Below are 20,100 nucleotides of genomic sequence, written 5' to 3' on the forward strand. Positions count from 1 at the left end.
AGCATATTCGTAAATATCCCCGTCTTTTTCTTTGTATTGTAAGCTTTCTAGTCCTCATTCACAACTAAACCGAACATGGTCGCGAACGACGACGCTTGAAGCGGCGAAATCATACAGCCTTGCAAATCTTCTATATTCACGCTCAAGCTTGCAAAATCGCAGTTGCTGAGATCAACGCCGCGAAGTTTCGTTTGCGCGAATTGCACACCATCAATATTGCATTCGTGAAGTGAAGTTTGAGCATGCGTCATATTGGACAAGTCCGCTTTGGCAAGCGAGCACTTCTCAAACTTCACCTGCTTCGTATTCGAGAACCGCAGCACCGCGTAATCCCCGTAACACTCATCGAACAAGACGTTGCGCAGCGTCGCTTCGGTCAAATCCATACCGAGCAGCTTGCATTCATTAAAAGTCACTCTATGCATAATAGCCCCGTTCAAATCGATGTTCGACAAGTCGCAATTATCGAATCGGACGTCCGTCCATTCCGACTTCGGCAGACTCGTTCCTCGGAACGCGACATTTTGAAATAAGATACGATCCAAACAGATCCGATAGCCGGTCTGATTCTCCACTTCGCAATCGCGAACGACGCAATCGCTGATCGCATATTCATCGCATAGCTCATAAGCTTCGATCGTTCTAGACTCCAGCGCTGCAGGCAATTTCGGCGCCTCTACCTTCACTTTTGACCCTGACATCTCTTATCCATCTCCTTTCACAGCGGCAACCCTCTTGATTGCTGTGCCGACCCTTATTATATAATGGATGGAGAGACTAAGCACATATCCGAAAATCATTTTACGAGGAAGGGGGGCTACGAGACGATGAGCTATGAACTAACGATTGAGCAGCGCGATGTCATTATGGCCCAGCTAACCGAGGAGCAGCGGCAATTCATCCACCACGAGCTCGTGAGGGGCAGAAGGACATTGTTCGCCAGGCAATTAGCCCGTGTGAAATGCCAGTTCATTCCCGAAGATGCCGAATTCGAAGAAATTCAGGCTTTTATAGAAGAATGGGACTACCAAGGTTTCACCGACAGCGGCGAAGTATCGCCCGAGACCAAATGTGAATGCGGCAGATCGCTGCGTTATCAGCACAAAGTGCTCCACGTGCCGACGAATACAATCCGTTACTTCGGCATCGAGCATCTGCAGCTCCATACGGGCATTGATGCCAAGGCGGTAAGCGCGATTCTAAAAGGGTTCGACGTGCTCGACGGCGAGATGAACGAGGTGCTCGGCAAATATCGGGACGGCTGGCGAATCGAGCATCAGGTCTATTTGCCCTTCCCGGAAGAGCTCATCGTGCCGCCGGACATTGAGGCGCATATGCGGGTGAAGCTGCCGCTGCTAGGAAGACAGCTGATTCGGCTGCGCGCCAAGCTGCGCGGACTTGAGAAGCAGGACAGGCTGGAACGAATTGCTTCGTTGCCGCGAGAAACAAGCGCCGCGTACAAACAACCGTCCGGCATTGACTACGACACATCCGCTGCTATGGAAGAGCCTGCTCCTTTGCCTGATCCAGGGCCTGAAGAGCCAAGCTATTTGGCAGATGAAGAAGGCCAGGGCATGTTCTTGTTCGACCTGTTCGAGGAGGAACCCGCACCGGCGGCATCGTCAGCGGCTACGCCTGCTGCTGCACCCGGCTACGTTCCTGTAACAGAACCGTCTAACGCCAACCTCTTCCGCTTAGGCGCTTCCTCGCAGCGCATCATCGACGACGCGCTCCATCGGGGCCGAATAAGCGCTCGTTCCGTATCCGAATTTCTGATTGAGCAGAAGCTGGTAAGCGATAAGCGAATGTCTTCCGGCAAGCCGGATATCTACATTGCGGTTGCCGCTTATTTGGACAAGCTGACCTTCGAAGGCCGTTGCAAGCTCGTTGACTTCAGCTCGGAGGACCGGACATATAGCTCCGCGTAGCTGGTCTGTGGCAGGTTGGAAAGAGAATAACAGCAAAGCCCGCCTACAATTAGGCGGGCTTTGCTGTTATTCTTTTCGAGCCTGTGAGAATTAAATCAGCTCGGACTTTTGCAAAAGCTTTTGAACCATTATAGCAGCCTCTGCTCGTGTCAAAGTCCCCTGCGGAGCAAGCTTATTCCCTGTACGCCCAGACACAATTCCTGCTTGCAAGCAATCGGAAATGCTCTCTTGTGCCCATTTGGCCACGTTAGCCGCATCTGTAAATGCACTTAAAAGATCGGTCGCATCGACAGGTTTAAGCTTCTCCTTCAGTCCGCTGAGCGTCATCGCTTTCGCAATAATCGTCATCGCTTGCTCCCGTGTAATGTTGTCCATCGGATGGAATCGACCATCGCTATATCCGCTGATCAGACCGTACGAAACCGCGGTTTGTACGGCAGAACTATACCAATCCGAAGCGTGGACATCCGAGAACGAATGGTTCCCGTCCTCCAGCTTTAACCCCAATCCGCGAACGAGAATAGCGACAAACCCAGCACGTGTAACATCTTGATCAGGATTAAACAGGCCGTTGCTTGTTCCCTCTACGATCATACGCGAGCCCATATCGTTGATCGCTGCTTGGGCCCAATGCGCGGAGACGTCCGGGAATTCCACCGGATGCCAGACGATGGAATAAACACTGTTCGTCATGCTCTTGATTACGGCATAGTACATGCCGTCCATGAAAACAATTTTGGTCGGCACATGACGAACTTTGCCATCCGGGTCAATGACGATACCGGTCGTAATTTTCTTCGGATCGACGCCTTCCGGAATTGCAATGGTACGCTTCACATAGCCGCTGAACTTGGAGATTTCCACGGTTTGGTTGCCGTAAATGGCACGCACAACGAACTCAAGTGGCGGCACGACAATGACATACTTTCGTTCAATAGCCGAGCTTTCCACCACTTTCACAACGTCATCTTTCGGTGTGGCAATTTCAATTTGGATTTTTATGTCTTGGAGCGTGTTCTTCCCTCCGAGTTGGTCGGCAATCGCATTCATGTTGATTTGTTTAGAATCGATTTCATAGCCGGCACGCTTGGAGACAATTTTTAAAATGCCTTGCTTCTGTTCTATTTTTTTGATCATCTGACCGTTAAGTTCTGCGATAATAACATCGGATTGTGAACTAATCATAATCGTAATAACTGCACGTGGCCCTTCCGCTTCCAGTCTGCCGTCAAGCGCTGACTGATCGACAACCAGGGTCGTTACGATCTTCCCATTCACAGTCGTTGTTGTAATCTTACCGGCGGCTACCGGCTTGCCGTTGACCAACACTTCCGCTCCTGTATCGGGTTCAGAAGTCCCTTCTCCGGATGAACCTCCTGAATGTCTGCGTGTCGGCAAGTTCACGGCGGAGCTGACGATCTCTGTCAGTCCGCTCGCATTAAAGGCGAGCTGCGCCCCGTTCACTGCAGCCGCATTAGCTGCCGCCAGATTCGTAAACGCAACGATACCTGCGCTGGCCGTTTTCGTTGCCGTTCCTGATAGCGTCCAACTGCCGCCGTCTTTCTTCGACGCCGTCACGCTCGTGCTGTGGTCGTTTACACTAATATTGCCATAGGCATCGAACAGCTTCACGACCGGCTGCTGCGCGAACTTGCCGCCATTAGTCGAAGGCGCGACAATGTTCGTCGTCAGCATCATCGAGACTGCGCTTCCAGCAGCAGGCGTCACAGTCAGCGTATTCGTCGCGGAAGTGTTCACGCCCGCCACGCTGAAGCCGATCGTCTGCGACGCCGCGTTGTTCAATTGCAAGTTCACCGTGGCAACGCCGTTCGTAAAAGTAACGCTTATCGCATTCGGCGATGCCGTCATCGCCGTACCGTTAAAGCTGCCGTACGTACCGTCTGGCGCTGCCGTATAGCCGGACACCGTCACATTGTGTGCTCCTGTAAAGAACGTATCCGTGTTGCCGAGCTCATCCTTCACCGTCAACGTAATGGCATCATCAACGCCGACATTCGGTGTTAATGTTGCTGCTGCTGCGCTTGCCGTCCACGCCCCCGCCGGAGCAGGCAAGTTCACCGTGCCGCTCAGCACCTGTGTCAGACCGCTCGCATCGAAAGCGAGCTGCGAGCCTGTTACTGTCGCCGCGTTCGCGGCGCCAAGCCCGCTGAACGTCACGATCCCAGCGACCGCTATTTCGGTTTTTGTTCCCGTTAACGTCCACGTATTGGCATCAGCCTTCGATACCGTTACCGAAGTGGTATTGTCGTTCACGTCAACATTGCCGAATGCATCGCGAAGCGTAATGACCGGCTGCTGCGCGAACATCCCGCCATTGCTGGATGGTGCAGCAACACCCGTCGTCAGCACCATCGAAGTTATCCCAATTGCTGGCACAATAGTAAGCGTATTCGCCGCAGGCGTATTTACGCCTGCCACGCTAAAACCGATCGTCTGCGACGCCGCTTTGTTCAATTGCAAGCTTACTGTTGCAACACCGTTCGTAAAGTTCACGCTTATCGTATTCGGAGATGCCATAAGTGCCGTACCGTTAAAGCTGCCGTACGTACCGTCTGGTGCTGCCAAGTAGCCGGATACAATTACGCTGTGTACTCCGGTAAAGCTCGTATCCGTGTTGCCGAGCTCATCTTTCACCGTTAACGTTATCACATCATCATCACCGACATTCGGTGTTAATGTAGCGGCGGCGGCACTTGCCGTCCATGCCCCAGCCGGAGCAGGCAAGTTCACCGTGCCGCTCAGCACTTGCGTCAGCCCATCCGCATCGAACGCAAGCTGCGCATTCGTTACCGCCGCCACGTTCGTAGCGCCAAGGTCTGTGAACGTCACAACACCGGAAACCGCTGTACGAGACAGCGTCCCTGTCAGCGTCCATGTGCCTCCATCAGCTTTCACTGCCGATACAACAGTCGTGCTGTCGCCTACGCTCGTATTGCCGAACGCATCGCGAAGCGTAATGACCGGCTGCTGAGCGAACGAGCCGCCATTGCTGGACGGTGCGTTGACGTTCGTCGTCACTGCCATCGAAGCTGAGTCGCCAGCTGCCGGCTCAATCGTCAGCGTATTCGTAGCAGGCGTATTTACGCCCGCTACGCTGAAGCCAATCGTCTGCGACGCCGCTTTGTTCAATCGCAAGTTCACCGTTGCTGCGCCGTTCGTAAACGTAACGCTTATCGTGTTCGGAGAAGCTGTCAGCGCCGTACCGTTGAAGCTGCCGTATGAACCATCAGGTGCTGCCGTATAGCCGGACACGGTCACATTATGCGCTCCAGCAAAGCTCGTATCCGTGTTGCCGAGCGAGTTTTTGACCGTCAGCGTTAGCGCGTCGTCAGCGCCGACAACGGGTGTTAATGTAGCGGCTGCTGCACTAGCCGTCCATGCCCCTGCCGGAGCAGGCAAGTTCACCATGCCGCTCAGCACCTGCGTAAGCCCGCTCGCATCAAACGCAAGCTGCGCGCCTGTCACCGCCGCCACGTTCGTAGCGCCAAGGTCGCTAAACGCCACTACACCAGCAACCGCTGACACTGTTTGGGTTCCCGTTAACGTCCACGTATTGGCATCAACTTTCGATACCGTTACAGAAGTGGTATTGTCGTTCACATCAATATTGCCGAATGTATCGCGAAGCGTAATGACCGGCTGCTGCGCGAACGAACCGCCATTGCTGGAGGGTGCAGCAACCCCCGTCGTCAACCCCATCGAAGTTATCCCGATTGCCGGCACAATAGTCAGCGTGTTAGCCGCAGCCGTATTTAATCCCTCTACGCTGAAGCCAATCGTCTGCGACGCCGCTTTGTTCAATCGCAAGTTCACCGTTGCTGCGCCGTTCGTAAACGTAACGCTTATCGTGTTCGGAGAAGCTGTCAGCGCCGTACCGTTGAAGCTGCCGTATGAACCATCAGGTGCTGCCGTATAGCCGGACACGGTCACATTATGCGCTCCAGCAAAGCTCGTATCCGTGTTGCCGAGCGAGTTTTTGACCGTAAGCGTTATCGCGTCGTCAGCGCCGACAACGGGTGTTAATGTAGCGGCTGCTGCACGAGCCGTCCAAGCTCCCGCCGGAGCAGGCAAGTTCACCGTCCCGCTCGACACTTGCGTAAGACCAACCGCATTAAAGACGAGCTGCGCACCGGTTACCGCCGCCACGTTCGTAGCGCCAAGATCGCTGAACGTTACAACGCCGGAAGTCGCTGTGCGCGTCAGCGTTCCTATCAGCGTCCACGTGCCTCCATCAAACTTCGATGCCGTTACAGCAGTCGTGCTGTCGCTTACGCTCGTGTTGCCGAACGCATCGCGAAGCGTAATGACCGGTTGCTGTGCGAATGTACCGCCATTGCTGGACGGCGCGGTGACGTTCGTCGTCACTGCCATCGAAGCCGCGCTTCCCGCTGCGGGCGTTATGCTTACCGTATTTGTCGCAGGCGTATTCACACCAGCTATGCTAAACCCCATCGACTGCGACGACGAATGGTTCAATCGCAAGTTAACCGTTGCTGCGCCGTTCGTAAAAGTAACGCTAATCGTATTCGGCGATGCCGTGAGTGCCGTGCCGTTAAAGCTGCCGTATGTCCCATTCGGCGCTGCCGTGTAACCCGACACCGTCACGTTATGCGCACCCGTAAAGCTCGTATCCGTGTTGCCCAGCGCATCTTTCACCGTCAACGTGATGGCATCATCAGCACCGACATTCGGAGTTGATATAGCGGCTGCGGCACTAGCCGTCCACGCCCCCGCCGGGGCAGGCAAGTTCATCGTGCCGCTAAGCACTTGCGTCAGCCCGCCCGCATTAAAGGCGAGCTGCGCACCTGTTACCGCCGCCGCGTTCGCAGCACCAAGGCTGCTGAACGTCACAACGCCGTTGGCCGCCGTGCGCGTCGCCGTTCCCGTCAACGTCCACGCGCCTCCATCGGACTTCGATGCCGTTACAACAGTCGTACTGTCGCCTACGCTCGTGTTGCCGAACGCATCGCGAAGCGTAATGACCGGCTGCTGCGCGAACGAACCGCCATTGCTAGGCGGCGCGGTGACGTTCGTCGTCACTTCCATCGAAGTCGCACTTCCCGCCGCAGGCGTTAGGCTCACGGTATTCGTCGCAGGCGTACTCACGCCCGCTATGCTGAAGCCGATCGTCTGCGTCGACGCTTTGTTCAATTGCAAGTTCGGCGTCGCAACGCCGTTCGCGAAGCTTACGCTGACCGTATTCGGCGAAGCTGTAAGAGCCGTGCCGTTGAAGCTGCCGTACGTGCCGTTCGGCGCCGCCGAATAACCGGATACCGTCACGTTATGCGTTCCGGTAAAAGTCGTATCCGTGTTGCCGACCGAGTTTTTGACCGTCAGCGTTATCGCGTCGTTCGCGCCAACTGCAGGGGTACTCGTCGCTGCCGAAGAAGTAGCCGTCCACGCCCCTGTCGGAGCAGGCAGGTTCACTGCCGAACTCAGCACTTGCGTTAGCCCGCCCGCATTAAAGGCGAGCTGCGCACCGATTACCGCCGCCGCATTCGTAGCGCCTAGACCGCTGAACGTCACGACGCCGGAAGCCGCCGTCCGCGTCGCCGTACCTGTCAGCGTCCACGAGCCTGCATCGGACTTCGATACCGTCACCGTGGTCGAGTTATCGCCCACGCTCGTGTTGCCGAACGTATCTCGAAGCGTAATTGCCGGCTGCTGCGCGAACGAACCGCCATTGCTGGCTGGCGCGGCGACGTTCGTCGTCACGGCCATCGAAGCCGCACTTCCTGCCACTGGCGTTATGCTCAGCGTATTCGTCGCAGGCGTATTCACGCCCGCTATACTAAAGGCTACCGTCTGTGCCGACGCTTTGTTCAGTTGCAAGTTCGACGTCGCAACACCGTTCGCAAAGCTTACGCTAACCGTATTCGGCGAAGCTGTTAGCGCCGTGCCGTTGAAGCTGCCGTACGAGCCGTTCGGCGCCGCCGAATAACCCGATACCGTCACGTTTCGCGCTCCGGTAAAAGTCGTATCCGTATTGCCGAGCGAGTCTTTCACCGTCAACGTAATCGCGTCGTTCGCGCCAACCGTAGGCGTTGCCGACGCCGCGGAAGCTGCAGCCGTCCACGCCGGTGTAGCAGCCTCCACATTAGCAATCGTGATATTCTCGATATTCATATTGGAAGGTGCCAAATTATTGTTGAAATGCCAGGAAAGCGTTAAAGACGCAACGTCCGCAACATTGTATGCTGAGCCGCTATTCAGCAGAGATCCAAGCTGTACGGAACTATCGGTCAGAGCAATGTTTCTCCCCGCTCCGCTTGATATTGTCGTTATAACATCACCGCTGCTGTTATACAAAATAACAGAGATCGACTCCAAGCTTTGACCCGCGGGTTCATAAGAACTAATGCCGATGTTTTGAAAGGTGAATGTTTTGTTTAAGACCCCGCCCTCTGCCTTAATCGTCAACGTTCCCGTTGCATTGGCCGTCTGCTGGTTTTCCGACCATATGGCCCCTGTCTTTATTGTGTCTTGCGCAAAGCCGTTGCTAACGACGAACAGGCCGTTGCCAATCGTTCTGAAGCCAGACCCTCCGCTATTATTTGTCCAGGAAAGCCCGCTAAAATCATAAGTTCCGTCTGCCACAGCCGCATACGCGCTCCGCGGAGCGACTTGATAGATCAGCGATAACGCCAACAACAGCGACAAAAAAACGCGCGCGGCAGCCATAAGCCGCCCGCCCGTAGGAACGACGTTATCGCTATCATGGATTGTGCTAGCGATTGGTTTCATATCTAGTCCTCACTCCTGTAACTTGCATTATATAGACGATTAAGACCGCTGCGGAAAAACGCCTTGCAGACAAATGATGTAGTTCAAAACCAAATACGGCTGCATGTTGTTATGCGGCAACGAGCCGCCTGTCACGCCTATAGCCAAAGGAGACATCGTCACATTATACGTTGCATCATAAAGCGGCCTCGCAGCAGGAGGCCTTCCTGACGGAGCGAGCTCTCCCCAATAGTTGTTAGCGGGACTTTCCGAATTGCCTACATTGGTAACGGCCGTCGGTACGTGGATATGCGCAGGCATTTCCGTGCTGAGCAACGTCACGTTGGCAGTTCCTACCGGTTCCCCCACATCGCGCGGAGTTAATCCGGGACCGGTACCTTGTCCCATCGGAGCGGCACCATTCAAATTAGGCAAAGCAAAAGTTCTTTGTCCGTCTCCGCCATATCTATTGCCTATAATGGAATAAAGCGTTGTATTTTGAGATACATTCATAATCGCTCCGTTACATAACGCCCAGTTTACCGGAGCGAAACTCCCTGCAAACAAACGAATTTCACCTACATACGCATCTGCCATCTCTTATCGCCCCTTTTAGCTTCGACTTGGGTAAATTCCCGTTGTTGCAATACAAAAAGACATAGCCAAATACGGCTGCATGTTGTTATGAGGCTGACTGCCGCCCGAGATCGCAAGCGCCTCCCGATTCATGGCCACGGGTGCTCCCGTCCCGGTTGTATAAGGGCTTGTTACTGCAGCCCATACGTTATTGGTAGGCGCATTTAATAAATTCTTATCGTTCGATGAGGCGCTCACCCCATGATTATGGGCTGGCATTTCATTAACAGTCAGCGTGTGCGCCGCCTCTCCCGCCGACTGACCCTGCAAATAAACCGTACCTTTACCGGGATCAAGGTTGATACCTATCGGTACCCGCCCCCGTAAATCGGGAAGATTGAACGTCGTTGTTCCATTTCCGCCATATGTCACTCCGAGCAACGAATACAAAGCGGAGTTATTAGCGATCGATAACGTTTGCCCTTCGCAATAGGCCCAGCCTTTTGGAGCAAACCCTATCGGAAACAAGCGAATCTCGCCAAGAAATTGTTCTCCCATTATTAAATTCCTCCTTCATACGAAAAGTAGTTGATTAAAAAGCTGCTAGTTCGGTTGCGGAAAAATGCCGTACAGCGCAATAATATAAGTAATCGTTAAGGACGGCATCATATTATCGTGCGGCAAATTACCGCCTGCAACGCCAATCGCCCGGCCGCTCATCGGTACTTTATTGATAGGGGGTAATGGAGGCTGGGCAAGGCCGTCCGAATACGTTTTTAACGGAGAGGCGGCCCACACCGCATTCGCCGGCGATGAAGCTTCGCCGGTCGTTGAAGAGCCGATGACATCATGCGTATGTAACGGAAGCTGAGTCTGCGTCAACGTGACTTGTTCAGTTCCGCCTATGAGGCCAATAGGAGTCGTGTTGCTCTTATGAATCGGAACACGGCCTCTCAAGTCCGGCAAAGCAAACGTCGTTTGACCGTCCCCGCCATATATCGTGCCAAGAAGGGTATACAAAGCCTCATTGTCAGAAATTCTTATTAGAGAGCCATCACAAAGCGCCCACCCTACAGGAGCATAAGCACCCGCAAACATGCGAATCTCACCTAAATACGGTTCAGCCATTCCTTCATCTCCTCGTTAAAATTTGACTGCTCCCACTGCATTTCAAGCTGAAAGCCGTTATCACCTATCGCGCGAAACCCTAATCTCTCATACAGTCGCCTAGCTGCACTTGTCGCCACGACACGAAGGACAATCGATTTGCCCGATCTTCCGGCTTCCCGCTGCAGCTTCTCGATGAATGCCGTACCGATTCCGCCACCGCGAAAGTCCGGCAGCAGCGCGATATCGACCAACACCATCCGTTCTACCTGCTCCGCCACCAGCATGTGACCTACAGGTTGATCGTCAACCAGTATAATCTGATAACTCGACTCGGGATAATTCGTCTTATAAGACTGTTGCTGCATTTCGAACTGCATACGTAAAAAAGTTTCCAACTGTGATGTCTCCCAGTTCAAAGCAGCGAACTCCTCAAGTCTCGTACTCGCGTACACTTGAAATCGAAAACCTTCTTCCTGCGGAGCAGCCTCTTTGATGTGCAGAGAGCTTTGAGCATAATTTAGAACTGGACGCACCCTCCCAACATCTTCGTAGAAAATCTTGGTATAAATTCTCCAAAAATGTCTATTTTCCTGCTAATGTTTTACAATTTTCAATCTTCGCTTAAGAATAGCTCATACCATTCGGTCTGTGTTTCAAATCGCAATAAACCCTTGCCAGGTAGCGTTTCTCAACCCCTAAGCCAAAATAATTGCATACCTTACCAAAAATTTCATTGCAACAATTGTCGAACCTTGCTCGTTTGAGGCTATGAGATAAACCTCTATCGAGGTCTTTCCAAGATGAGCGACCGCGTTTAAAGGTTGGTTTATTCGTCAATAGGAAAGTTTAGGTTCGCTTTGACGCTTCAGCGAACTTAGACTTTCCAATGTGGTAAGAAATTCAAAAAAAACAGACAACAAGGAGATTACACACATGAAAAAAATGTACATGGCACTGCTGCTCACGATCGTATTAGGACTTATGCTTACTGCTTGCTCAGGCGGCAACGGAGGCAATAACAACGGCGAGAATGGTGGATCGGGCAACAACACACAGCAAGAAGAGAAAGTCGTTGAACCGACGCAAACGACGAAAGAAATGATGGATGCATTGCTGGCGAAGGTCGAGCAACCGGCACTTATGGAGCTGCAAGGCGACATGCTGACGCAATTGTATTACCTCGACGCTGCATTGCTTGACCAATTCACGATAATGACGCCGATGATGAATGTGAAAACGAACGAAATTGCGATTATTAAAGTGAAGGATGCTAAGGATGTCGCAACGGTAGAGGAAGCAATCAAGAAACGTGCCGGCAACGTACAGAAGCAATTCGAGACTTACCTCCCAGACCAATACGAGAATGCCAAAAACTATAAGCTGATCACGAAAGGCAACTACATCTTCTTCGTGATCGCCGATAGCGCGGATGTAGATAAGCTAACTGCTGAATACGAAACCTTCTTCGCTCAAAAATAACCGTTATGGTATTTAGCAGCCTATTATTCCTATTTATCTTTCTGCCTGCGGTACTGCTGCTCTACTTCAGCTCGCCATGGCGCATCAAAAATTTAGTTCTGTTCGCCACAAGCCTTATCTTCTACGCATGGGGCGAGCCGATCTACATTGCGATCATGCTGCTGTCGACGGTCACCGACTACTGCTTCGGCCTGCTGCTAAGCAGGTCGAATATGAGCGCAGGCAAGCGCAAAGGCATCGTCGTATTCTCGATCATTATCAACCTGGCGCTGCTCGGCTTTTTCAAATACGCCGACTTTCTGATTCATAATGTCAACGCATTGCTGGGTACGAGCATTCCGCCGACCGACCTGCCGCTGCCGATCGGCATTTCGTTCTATACGTTCCAATCGATGTCCTATATCATCGACATCTACCGAGGCACGGCGAAAGCGCAGCGCAACTGGCTCGACTTCGGCACATTCGTGGCTCTATTCCCGCAACTGGTCGCTGGCCCGATCGTTCATTACAAGACGGTCGCCGAGCAGTTGAAGCATCGTACCGTCACGATGGACATGTTCGCCGAAGGCGTTCAACGGTTCATCATCGGTCTTGCCAAGAAGGTGCTGCTGGCGAACAATATCGGACTGCTCTGGGACGGCATCTCAAGCAGCAGTCCAGGCTCGCTGCCCGCATTAACCGCTTGGATCGGCATTATCGCCTTTGCGTTCCAGATCTACTTCGACTTTAGCGGTTATTCCGATATGGCGATCGGCCTCGGCCTTATGTTCGGCTTCCGCTTCAACGAGAACTTTAACAAGCCGTATACGGCGACAAGTATTACCGACTTTTGGCGGCGCTGGCATATCTCGCTCAGCACCTGGTTCCGCGATTACGTGTACATCCCGCTCGGCGGCAATCGCCACGGCATTTGGAAGCAGCTTCGCAACATTATGATCGTATGGCTGCTGACGGGTATCTGGCATGGCGCAAGCTGGAACTTCCTGCTGTGGGGTCTGTATTTCGGGGTCGTGCTTATTTTCGAAAAATGGATCGGACTGCGGTTATTGCAACGCGTACCTGCCTGGGTTCGGCATACGTACGCGCTTGTATTGATTCTGATCGGTTGGGTCTTCTTCGCCTTCGAGGATTTGGGGGAAATGGGTGCTTATTTCGCCGCGATGGTCGGCGCGGGCGGGCAGCCGCTGTTGGATAACAACAGCTTGTACTTGTTGTACACGAATGCGATCTTATTGATACTGCTCGTCGCAGCATCGCTGCCTGCAAGAAAAAGAGAAAGCAGCAGCGGCGGTATCGTTCGCCTCGTCTGGCACGGCATTTTGTTCTTTTTGTCCGTCGCTTATTTGGTCGATGCAACGTTTAATCCGTTTTTATATTTCCGCTTCTAGGAGTTGTTACAGCAATGAAGAAGACAAATGCCGCATACGTATGGGGGTTCACCGGCAGCTTGCTCGTCATGTCGGTCCTGTTCTTCTCCCTGCCGATGCAAGCTTTCTCCGACATGGAGAATCGGAGTTTGCAGGGCAAGCCTGAGCTTACTTGGGACAATATTTGGAACAAGAAGTTTTCGGAGCAGACGGAGAGCTACATCACCGACCATTTTCCGTACAGGGATAATTGGGTATCGGTCAAGTCTGCAATGGAGCAGCTTCGTCTGCAGCAGGAAAACAACGGCATATACAAAGGCAGGGACGGCTACTTATTCGAGAAGTTCGACAAACCTGACTTCGAGCAAATCAAGCAGTTGACCGATGCCGTAGCCGCTTTCGCCAAAGCGCATCCGGAAGCGGATATGTCCTTCCTGCTTGCCCCCAACTCTGTTGGCATCTATGGAAAGAAACTGCCATGGCTCGCTGAGGCGTACCCGCAGACGATCGTTAACGGCTACATTGAGAAGCAGCTCGCTGACAGCTTACATTTCATGAACGGCTTTGACATTCTAAATCCGCATGCTACCGATGAGAAACCGATCTATTACCGGACGGATCACCACTGGACTTCATACGGTGCCTACTTGGCTTATGTAGCATATGCGGAACAGATGGGCTGGGCACCGCTGCCGGAATCCGAATTCCGCATTGAGACCGTCACAAGCGATTTTCTCGGAAGCTACCATACGCGCAGCCAGTTCAGCGGCCTGAAGCCTGATTCGATCCAAGTGTATAAACCGCTCAATGAGGCGTCTACGCAAATGTACGTGGCCGATTCAGAAGAGACGTTCGACAGCATGTACGATGCAAGTTACTTGGAGAAAAAGGACAAGTATTCCTACTTCCAAGGCGGCGTCCACGCGCTTATGACGCTGACAACGAATATTGATCCAGCCTATGCAGACAAAGAGAAACTGCTCGTGATCAAAGATTCGTACGCGCACAGCTTGCTGCCTTTCCTAACGCAGCACGTCTCCGAAATCCATGTCATCGACATTCGTTACTACAACGGCAGCATCGCCGACTACATGGAACAGAACGGCATCGAGGATGTCCTGCTGCTGTTCAACACCTCAACCTTCATCACCGAGCGCAACATGCTGAAGTTGAAGTACTGATGCAGTCCGCTGCATGCGCCACGTTTTTCAACTCACTTTCATGGGCGATAGGTATATTTTCTATACCTATTTCCCTCCAACACACTCGATTTTATGGTATACGTATACTTTCTATCCTTATGTAGACGCGTGAGGCTGGGTTGGAACACTTGGACGTTACTTTCATGGGTGATAGGTATACTTTCTATACCTATTTCCCTCCAACACACTCGATTTTTCGATATACATATACTTTCTATACTTATATCGGCGCGTGGTGACAGGCTCGAGGACTTGGGCGACCTCCAGGCCACCATAGCGAAAAAAACTTTCGCTATTTGCACCAATCGCCGACTCTTCTCTACAATAGCGAAACAAATTTTCGCTAATTCCATGCAATTGAGCTCCAACCGCTATCCAAGCACCTTCCCGCGCCCCAATAGCGAAAAAAACTTTCGCTATTTGCACCAATCGCCGTCTCTGCTCTAAAATAGCGTAACAAATTTTCGCTATTTCCATGCAACTGAGCTCCAACCGCTATCCAAGCACCTTCCCGCGCCCCAATAGCGAAAATACCTTTCGCTATTTGCACCAATCGATGCCTCTTCTCTAAATTAGCGTAACAAATTTTCGCTATTCCATGCAATTGAGCACCTATGAAATAAAGGGCTGTGCCAACTAATGACACAGCCCTTCTTCTTTATTTGTAGAACAGCAGCTTGGATTCGGCTGCTTCCAGCGTAATAGCGTGCTCGGCCGTGCCTGGCGTCAGGCTGTATTCGCCGCCCGACCATAGGTCGCGGACGACTAAGCCGTTAGCTGCGTCAATGCCGACGCGAGCGAGATCGATCGTCTTCGACTGGCCGCTCTCGGCGTCGAAGTTGAATACGGCTACGTATACGCCGCCATCGCCGGCCAGCGTGAACAGGTCCTCGCCCTTCGTACCGCTGCGGCCTTCCGCAGGACGGAATGTCTCGCCGCGGCGGGCGAGCGTCATGACCGCCGTGTTCGTCATCCATTCCTTCGCGCGGCGAGCGGCCTCCTCCATGCGATAGTCGTCGCCAAGCAGCAGCGACGTGCCAGCGATGACGCCCGCATTCAAGCGGCTGCGACCCTCATGCTCCGAGGTGGCGCGCTGGTTGTCGCTCTTGTACAATACGATATGGTCGGGATCGTTGAAGCGATACAAGTTGTCGCTGATCCACCAGCCATACGTCACCGCGTTCAGCATATATTCCGTATCATCGATCGTTCCGAACGCATCGCAGGATACGCGTCTGCTATGCGCATAACCATGAGGGAACAGCGGAGCAATCGACAGGTTAATAAGGAACTCGCGGCCAATCCGCTCTGGGCTGAGCGCTTCTGCAATGGCTGCCATGCCCACGTTATACGCTTGAATGCCGGTCCGCACGGCCGAATCGTAATGAACGCCTTCCATCGCGCCATGCGCAAGGAAGTCCATTTTCAAGTAGTCGAAGCCTGCGGCAACAACCTCATCAAGCTTGCGCATAATCCGAGCGATCGCTTCCGGATGCGATGGATCGATGGGGAATGCGCCATCCAGCTTCGGCAGCGGGTTGCCGCCAGCGTCCTTAAGCAGTATTTCGCGGTACAGCACAGCGCCGTCCGTTCCTTCCACCGGCGTATCCGGGTTGCTCCCCCAGAACGCGAACGGCGTATAATACGTGCCCGGCTTCTGACCGTTCGCCTTCACCCGGCGCACCGCATCCGTAAGCTGCTCCGCCGGCAAATTGTCCGAGAAAGCATCGAAGTTGACATACAAGCTGCCGCTGTCGTCAGCGAAGCCTTCGCCTTGAAGCGCCGATGCGAAGAAGTCCGATGTATGCGTGTATACGTCGTAATCGAGCTTCGCCATCACGGCCGACCAGCTGTTCCAGCCCATCGGCACGCCGCCGGACCAGCCCAGCGCCGGCTTCACGATCGCGTTCGCCTTACCGTAAGCTTCCAACCCTTCGCGGTAATCGAGATAAGCGCCAACGAATATCGTCGGCGAGACGATGCTCGTTCCGCGCAGCGAGCCGTGCGGCACGGTGTCGCGAGTCTGCAGGTCCGCAGCACCGGCTTGCACACGTACCCTGCCAACCGTCGAAGTGAACGTGCCCTCGACATCGATCGCCGTTTTCCAAGTATCATGCGTCACCGAACCGAACACGAAGCCGCGGCGCGATTCCGAACGGTAGACCGCCGTCACTTCATAGCTGCGCACGCTGTTCTGATTCGCATGCGAAGCGAAGCGTACCCACTTGTCGTTATCGTAAGGAATGAACAGCGCACGCACTTCGGCTTCACCGGCTTCATCGCCGAAGTCCAGCACGCCGCCGTCATTCAAATAGGCGGCAAGCGGAGTCAGCTCGTTCGTCTCCCACTCGTGCTCATACGCCGCTTCCAGCTCGACAAGCGCATACGGCAGCCCTTTGTACAACCGAATATGCTGACGCAGCATCGGCTTGCCCGGCTCCTCATGTTCGAAGCTGAAGCGCACGCCTTCGCCGAAGCCGTCCGCAATCGGCTTCACCGATCCTGTAGGCACATCATGCTTGCCGTACAGCGACGAACGAACGGTCTCCCAGCCATAACGTGCTTCAGCATAAGTAGCGCCTAACGACTGTCCATCCTTCCATGCATACGAAAGCGTACCGTCCGCAACATTCGCCGTTACTTTTACGATGCCATTGTCCGCCACGTAAGCGTTGCCATCCTTCTCCAGCTTGATTTGCCCAATAACCGTTGTCATGTGTAATCCTCTCCCCGTTGCCCATATTCGCTCAGCTATCATGTTTCATCGCAGTAGAATCGCAGTAAGGAATCGTAGAAACCTTAATTGCTATTTCACGCTGTAATCCGTAGGTTAACGAATTCAGAACACCTTATTTCGCTCTTGTACATACATTTGGACGCTATTTCGATTAAATAAGAATACCTAAGTTCCTAAGAAAACTCCCCGCTCCCGATAGTCACTAATAAGCGCTTCTTGATTCCTTTCGGAGGCAAGCGGAGGCAGGTAGGGGCAGGCGAAAAGCTAGATATAAGCTTCTAATAGAAAAGGCCAGCAATGCTGGCCTCCCCCATTCGAACGTTTGCTCCTTTGCCGCTCGCTTCTTACTTCCACAGCTCCGAACGAGATGCGAAGTTCGTCGTATAGACAGCTTCTACTTTCTCGTCGCCGGCCGCTTTCATGTCGGACAACATTTTGTCGAAGATCGCTCCTGCTTCTTCAGCCGAAGGAGCCATGATCGCTTTCGTGATCGCCTGCTTCGTAATGTCGTTGATCTTCTGCTCGTTCAGCGCTTCCGGCGTGCCGCCTTGAGGGCTCAAGCCGTCATAAATCGCTGTGTCGAAAATCGAATCCGACAAGTTCTTGATCGCCATTTGGTCGATCGGGGAACGCTCGTAACGGCCAGGAAGATCGTACGGCGTACCGTCGGCGCCTGGTCCGTTCTTGATGAACCAAGTCCATTTGCGAATGCCTGTTTCTTTCGTATAAGCAGCCCAGTCGTCCTTGAAGCTTTGCAGCACTTCCGGACGCGGCGTATGCTTGCCGTCCTTCATATCCCAGTGCGTGCCTTCAATGCCCCACATGAGCAAGTATTGGCCTGCTTCGCTAGCCAGGAAGTTGATGAACTGCATGGTACGTTCCGGATTTTTGTTCTTCTTCGTGATTGCAATCGCGTCCCAGCCAAGGGAGCTGCGGCCGCCGTACGTTGTTTTCGACGGGTCGAGGCCGTCTGCAACGACTTTGTAAGCGAACAGCTGCGATTCCTCGCCGATGTCCTTTTTAATGATTGTATTAGAGTTGCCCAGATCCCAGTACGCGCCTGTCGAGGAGAAAATCGTGCCTGTCGCAATTTTTTGCTCCCATACTTGACGCTTGTTGATCGCCCATTCTTTATCCATCAAGCCCGAGCGGTACAGATCGTTCATGTACAAAATCATGTCGCGGTATTTCGGATTTTTCACGTCGTATTGCAGCTTGCCGTCCGTCTCATAGTAGTTGGTCAGACCGAACATGCCTTTGAATGTTCCCATCGTGCCGCCGAAGTTCTCGCCGTCCATCGTCAGGGCAATCGTATCCTTGCCTTCGATTTGCGGATATTTCGCTTTGAAGTCGCTTAGCAGCTGCTTGAATTCCGTCGCCGTGAACGGCACGCCGCCGTCAGCTTTGTCCGGAGCAAGCTCCTTCACGATATCTTTGCGCATATTGAAGCCGAATACCGGCTCATGCTCAAGGCCGTACCAGTTGGACAAGTAGTAGTTGTTGCCGTCCTTGTAACGCGTCTTGTTCAGCACATCGCCGTACATTTCGGATACGTCATGGCCGTAATCTTCGATTAGTTTATTAAGAGGAATGATAGCGCCCGCCTCGATATACTTCGCCACCAGATCGCTGGAGCGGTCGAACATGATCATATCCGGCAAGTCTTCGCTCGCCAGCATCAGGTTCAGCTTTTCTGTCGGGTTGCCGGTAGGCTGCTGAATTTCGATCGTTACGCCGGTCTGTTTCGTAATCTCTTTGGCAATCAGGTTATCGAATTTGTCGCCCGTGTTTTTATCGAAGAACGTAATCGTAATCGGATCTGTACCCGGATCTTTCGTTCCTTCGGCACCGTTCTCCGTATTGTTGCCGTTGCTAGGTTTATTAGATGAGTTCGAAGCGCATGCGGACAATACGGATACCAACATTACAGCCGTAAGCATCGAGAGCAGCCATTTCTTTGCGTTCATGTAAAATCCCCCTTGTTCGTTGTCGTCATTTTAACAGATAAACGTTCCGTACTCCTAATACTAGTAGCCGCAACACCTCCCAAAAGAAATTCGCATTAATTAGCTCTTTACCGCGCCTAACGTCATGCCTTTGACAAAATATTTTTGCAGGAACGGGTACACCATAATGATAGGCAGCGTAGCGACCATCGTGGCCGCCATCCGGATCGTATCCGGCGATACGGCAAGCCGCTTAGCGGAGTTGGCCATCTGCTGCGCGTCTCCAACCATCGAGCCCGTCTGGTATTGGTTCAAGATCTTCACGAGCACGGCCTGCAGCGTCTTCAGCTCCGGATCGTAAGTAAAGACGTACGAGTCGAACCACGAGTTCCAGTGGCTGATAGCGGTGAACAGACCGATCGTTGCCAGTACGGGCGTCGTAAGCGGAAGGATGATGCGGAAAAAAATTTGCAAGTAGTTCGCGCCGTCGATTTTCGCCGATTCGTCCAGCTCCTGCGGCAGTCCTTGCATGAACGTCCGAACGATGATCATATAGAACACGTTCATCAGCCCAGGCACGATGAAGACCATGAAGTTGTCGATAAGGCCATAGTTTTTGAGCACCATATAATAAGGGATCAGGCCGCCGCCAAAATACATCGTGAACACGAAGTACAGCGTCCAGAAGCGGTTCGCAACCAGCTCCCTCTTACTCAGCGCGAACGACAGCATGCTGATCGTCATGACAGCGAGCGGCGTACCGACTGCCGTCCGCAGCACCGTCACCTTGATCGCCGTCCATATTTCGCTGTCGGTCAGGATCTGCGCGTAGCTTGCCAAGCTGAATTCCCTCGGCCATAAGTACAAGTTGCCCCGCAGCGTATCCTCCGCGCTGTTCAGCGAAATAATGAATATATTCCAGAATGGATAGAAGGTCACGACGAACACCGAAACGATAAACGCATAAACGGCGGTCATAAAGAGAAAATCTTTTTTGTCTTTCACCATGGC

Annotated in this window: 14 protein-coding genes; 4 read left to right on the forward strand and 10 right to left on the reverse strand. The window is 52.9% G+C overall.

What is annotated here, in order from left to right; translation table 11 throughout:
* Positions 1-47: 47 nt before the first annotated feature.
* Positions 48-701, reverse strand: coding sequence for a pentapeptide repeat-containing protein (locus tag AC0YN0_RS23020; protein ID WP_475823360.1), 654 nt, complete (start codon positions 699-701; stop codon positions 48-50).
* Positions 702-827: 126 nt separating this feature from the next.
* Between AC0YN0_RS23020 and AC0YN0_RS23025 the strand changes: the two genes are divergently transcribed.
* Positions 828-1,928, forward strand: a complete 1,101-nt coding sequence (locus tag AC0YN0_RS23025) for a DUF3895 domain-containing protein (protein ID WP_475823361.1) — start codon at positions 828-830, stop codon at positions 1,926-1,928.
* Between the two features lie 90 nt (positions 1,929-2,018).
* On the opposite strand, the gene AC0YN0_RS23030 is transcribed toward AC0YN0_RS23025, so the two are convergent.
* The 5 genes from AC0YN0_RS23030 to AC0YN0_RS23050 are packed head-to-tail and all read right to left on the reverse strand — an operon-like array spanning position 2,019 to position 10,753.
* Complete coding sequence (locus AC0YN0_RS23030; protein WP_475823362.1) at positions 2,019-8,693, reverse strand: S-layer homology domain-containing protein; 6,675 nt, start codon at positions 8,691-8,693, stop codon at positions 2,019-2,021.
* Positions 8,694-8,732: 39 nt separating this feature from the next.
* The gene (locus AC0YN0_RS23035) at positions 8,733-9,269 is read right to left on the reverse strand and encodes a phage tail protein (RefSeq protein WP_475823363.1); all 537 of its coding nucleotides are present in this window, start codon (positions 9,267-9,269) and stop codon (positions 8,733-8,735) included.
* A gap of 15 nt (positions 9,270-9,284) precedes the next feature.
* The gene (locus AC0YN0_RS23040; RefSeq protein ID WP_475823364.1) at positions 9,285-9,806 is read right to left on the reverse strand and encodes a phage tail protein; all 522 of its coding nucleotides are present in this window, start codon (positions 9,804-9,806) and stop codon (positions 9,285-9,287) included.
* Positions 9,807-9,851: 45 nt separating this feature from the next.
* A complete protein-coding gene (locus AC0YN0_RS23045; RefSeq protein ID WP_475823365.1) occupies positions 9,852-10,376 on the reverse strand; it encodes a phage tail protein in 525 nt (174 codons plus the stop codon).
* Positions 10,358-10,753, reverse strand: coding sequence for a GNAT family N-acetyltransferase (locus AC0YN0_RS23050; RefSeq protein ID WP_475823366.1), 396 nt, complete (start codon positions 10,751-10,753; stop codon positions 10,358-10,360). Before AC0YN0_RS23050 ends, AC0YN0_RS23045 begins: the two co-directional genes overlap by 19 nt.
* A gap of 538 nt (positions 10,754-11,291) precedes the next feature.
* Between AC0YN0_RS23050 and AC0YN0_RS23055 the strand changes: the two genes are divergently transcribed.
* From AC0YN0_RS23055 to AC0YN0_RS23065, 3 genes are read left to right on the forward strand one after another with little or no spacing between them, the layout of a single operon-like run.
* A complete protein-coding gene (locus AC0YN0_RS23055) occupies positions 11,292-11,837 on the forward strand; it encodes a DUF4358 domain-containing protein (protein WP_475823367.1) in 546 nt (181 codons plus the stop codon).
* Positions 11,838-11,842: 5 nt separating this feature from the next.
* A complete protein-coding gene (locus AC0YN0_RS23060) occupies positions 11,843-13,225 on the forward strand; it encodes an MBOAT family O-acyltransferase (RefSeq protein WP_475823368.1) in 1,383 nt (460 codons plus the stop codon).
* Between the two features lie 14 nt (positions 13,226-13,239).
* A complete protein-coding gene (locus AC0YN0_RS23065) occupies positions 13,240-14,385 on the forward strand; it encodes a DHHW family protein (protein WP_475823369.1) in 1,146 nt (381 codons plus the stop codon).
* A 162-nt stretch (positions 14,386-14,547) separates the two neighbouring features.
* Here AC0YN0_RS23065 and AC0YN0_RS23070 read toward each other — a convergent pair whose 3' ends face one another.
* The 4 genes from AC0YN0_RS23070 to AC0YN0_RS23085 all read right to left on the reverse strand — a co-directional run bounded on the left by AC0YN0_RS23070 (position 14,548) and on the right by AC0YN0_RS23085 (position 20,097).
* Entirely contained in the window at positions 14,548-14,883 is a 336-nt protein-coding gene (locus AC0YN0_RS23070; protein ID WP_475823370.1) for a hypothetical protein, read from the reverse strand.
* Between the two features lie 181 nt (positions 14,884-15,064).
* Complete coding sequence (locus AC0YN0_RS23075; protein ID WP_475823371.1) at positions 15,065-17,122, reverse strand: alpha-galactosidase; 2,058 nt, start codon at positions 17,120-17,122, stop codon at positions 15,065-15,067.
* 365 nt (positions 17,123-17,487) lie between these two features.
* Entirely contained in the window at positions 17,488-19,110 is a 1,623-nt protein-coding gene (locus AC0YN0_RS23080) for an ABC transporter substrate-binding protein (protein WP_475823372.1), read from the reverse strand.
* A 99-nt stretch (positions 19,111-19,209) separates the two neighbouring features.
* On the reverse strand, positions 19,210-20,097 hold the full coding sequence (locus AC0YN0_RS23085) for a carbohydrate ABC transporter permease (protein WP_442048700.1): 888 nt from the start codon (positions 20,095-20,097) through the stop codon (positions 19,210-19,212).
* Positions 20,098-20,100: the final 3 nt, after the last annotated feature.

The organism is Paenibacillus sp. J22P218, assembly GCF_056269195.1.

What these genes read in the sequence shown, in the direction of transcription:
- AC0YN0_RS23020 (WP_475823360.1), bottom strand. Translation starts at nt 701, where the DNA reads ATGTCAGGGTCAAAAGTGAAGGTAGAGGCGCCGAAATTGCCTGCAGCG.
- AC0YN0_RS23025 (WP_475823361.1), top strand. Translation starts at nt 828, where the DNA reads ATGAGCTATGAACTAACGATTGAGCAGCGCGATGTCATTATGGCCCAG.
- AC0YN0_RS23030 (WP_475823362.1), bottom strand. Translation starts at nt 8,693, where the DNA reads ATGAAACCAATCGCTAGCACAATCCATGATAGCGATAACGTCGTTCCT.
- AC0YN0_RS23035 (WP_475823363.1), bottom strand. Translation starts at nt 9,269, where the DNA reads ATGGCAGATGCGTATGTAGGTGAAATTCGTTTGTTTGCAGGGAGTTTC.
- AC0YN0_RS23040 (WP_475823364.1), bottom strand. Translation starts at nt 9,806, where the DNA reads ATGGGAGAACAATTTCTTGGCGAGATTCGCTTGTTTCCGATAGGGTTT.
- AC0YN0_RS23045 (WP_475823365.1), bottom strand. Translation starts at nt 10,376, where the DNA reads ATGGCTGAACCGTATTTAGGTGAGATTCGCATGTTTGCGGGTGCTTAT.
- AC0YN0_RS23055 (WP_475823367.1), top strand. Translation starts at nt 11,292, where the DNA reads ATGAAAAAAATGTACATGGCACTGCTGCTCACGATCGTATTAGGACTT.
- AC0YN0_RS23060 (WP_475823368.1), top strand. Translation starts at nt 11,843, where the DNA reads ATGGTATTTAGCAGCCTATTATTCCTATTTATCTTTCTGCCTGCGGTA.
- AC0YN0_RS23065 (WP_475823369.1), top strand. Translation starts at nt 13,240, where the DNA reads ATGAAGAAGACAAATGCCGCATACGTATGGGGGTTCACCGGCAGCTTG.
- AC0YN0_RS23070 (WP_475823370.1), bottom strand. Translation starts at nt 14,883, where the DNA reads ATGGAAATAGCGAAAATTTGTTACGCTATTTTAGAGCAGAGACGGCGA.
- AC0YN0_RS23075 (WP_475823371.1), bottom strand. Translation starts at nt 17,122, where the DNA reads ATGACAACGGTTATTGGGCAAATCAAGCTGGAGAAGGATGGCAACGCT.
- AC0YN0_RS23080 (WP_475823372.1), bottom strand. Translation starts at nt 19,110, where the DNA reads ATGAACGCAAAGAAATGGCTGCTCTCGATGCTTACGGCTGTAATGTTG.
- AC0YN0_RS23085 (WP_442048700.1), bottom strand. Translation starts at nt 20,097, where the DNA reads ATGGTGAAAGACAAAAAAGATTTTCTCTTTATGACCGCCGTTTATGCG.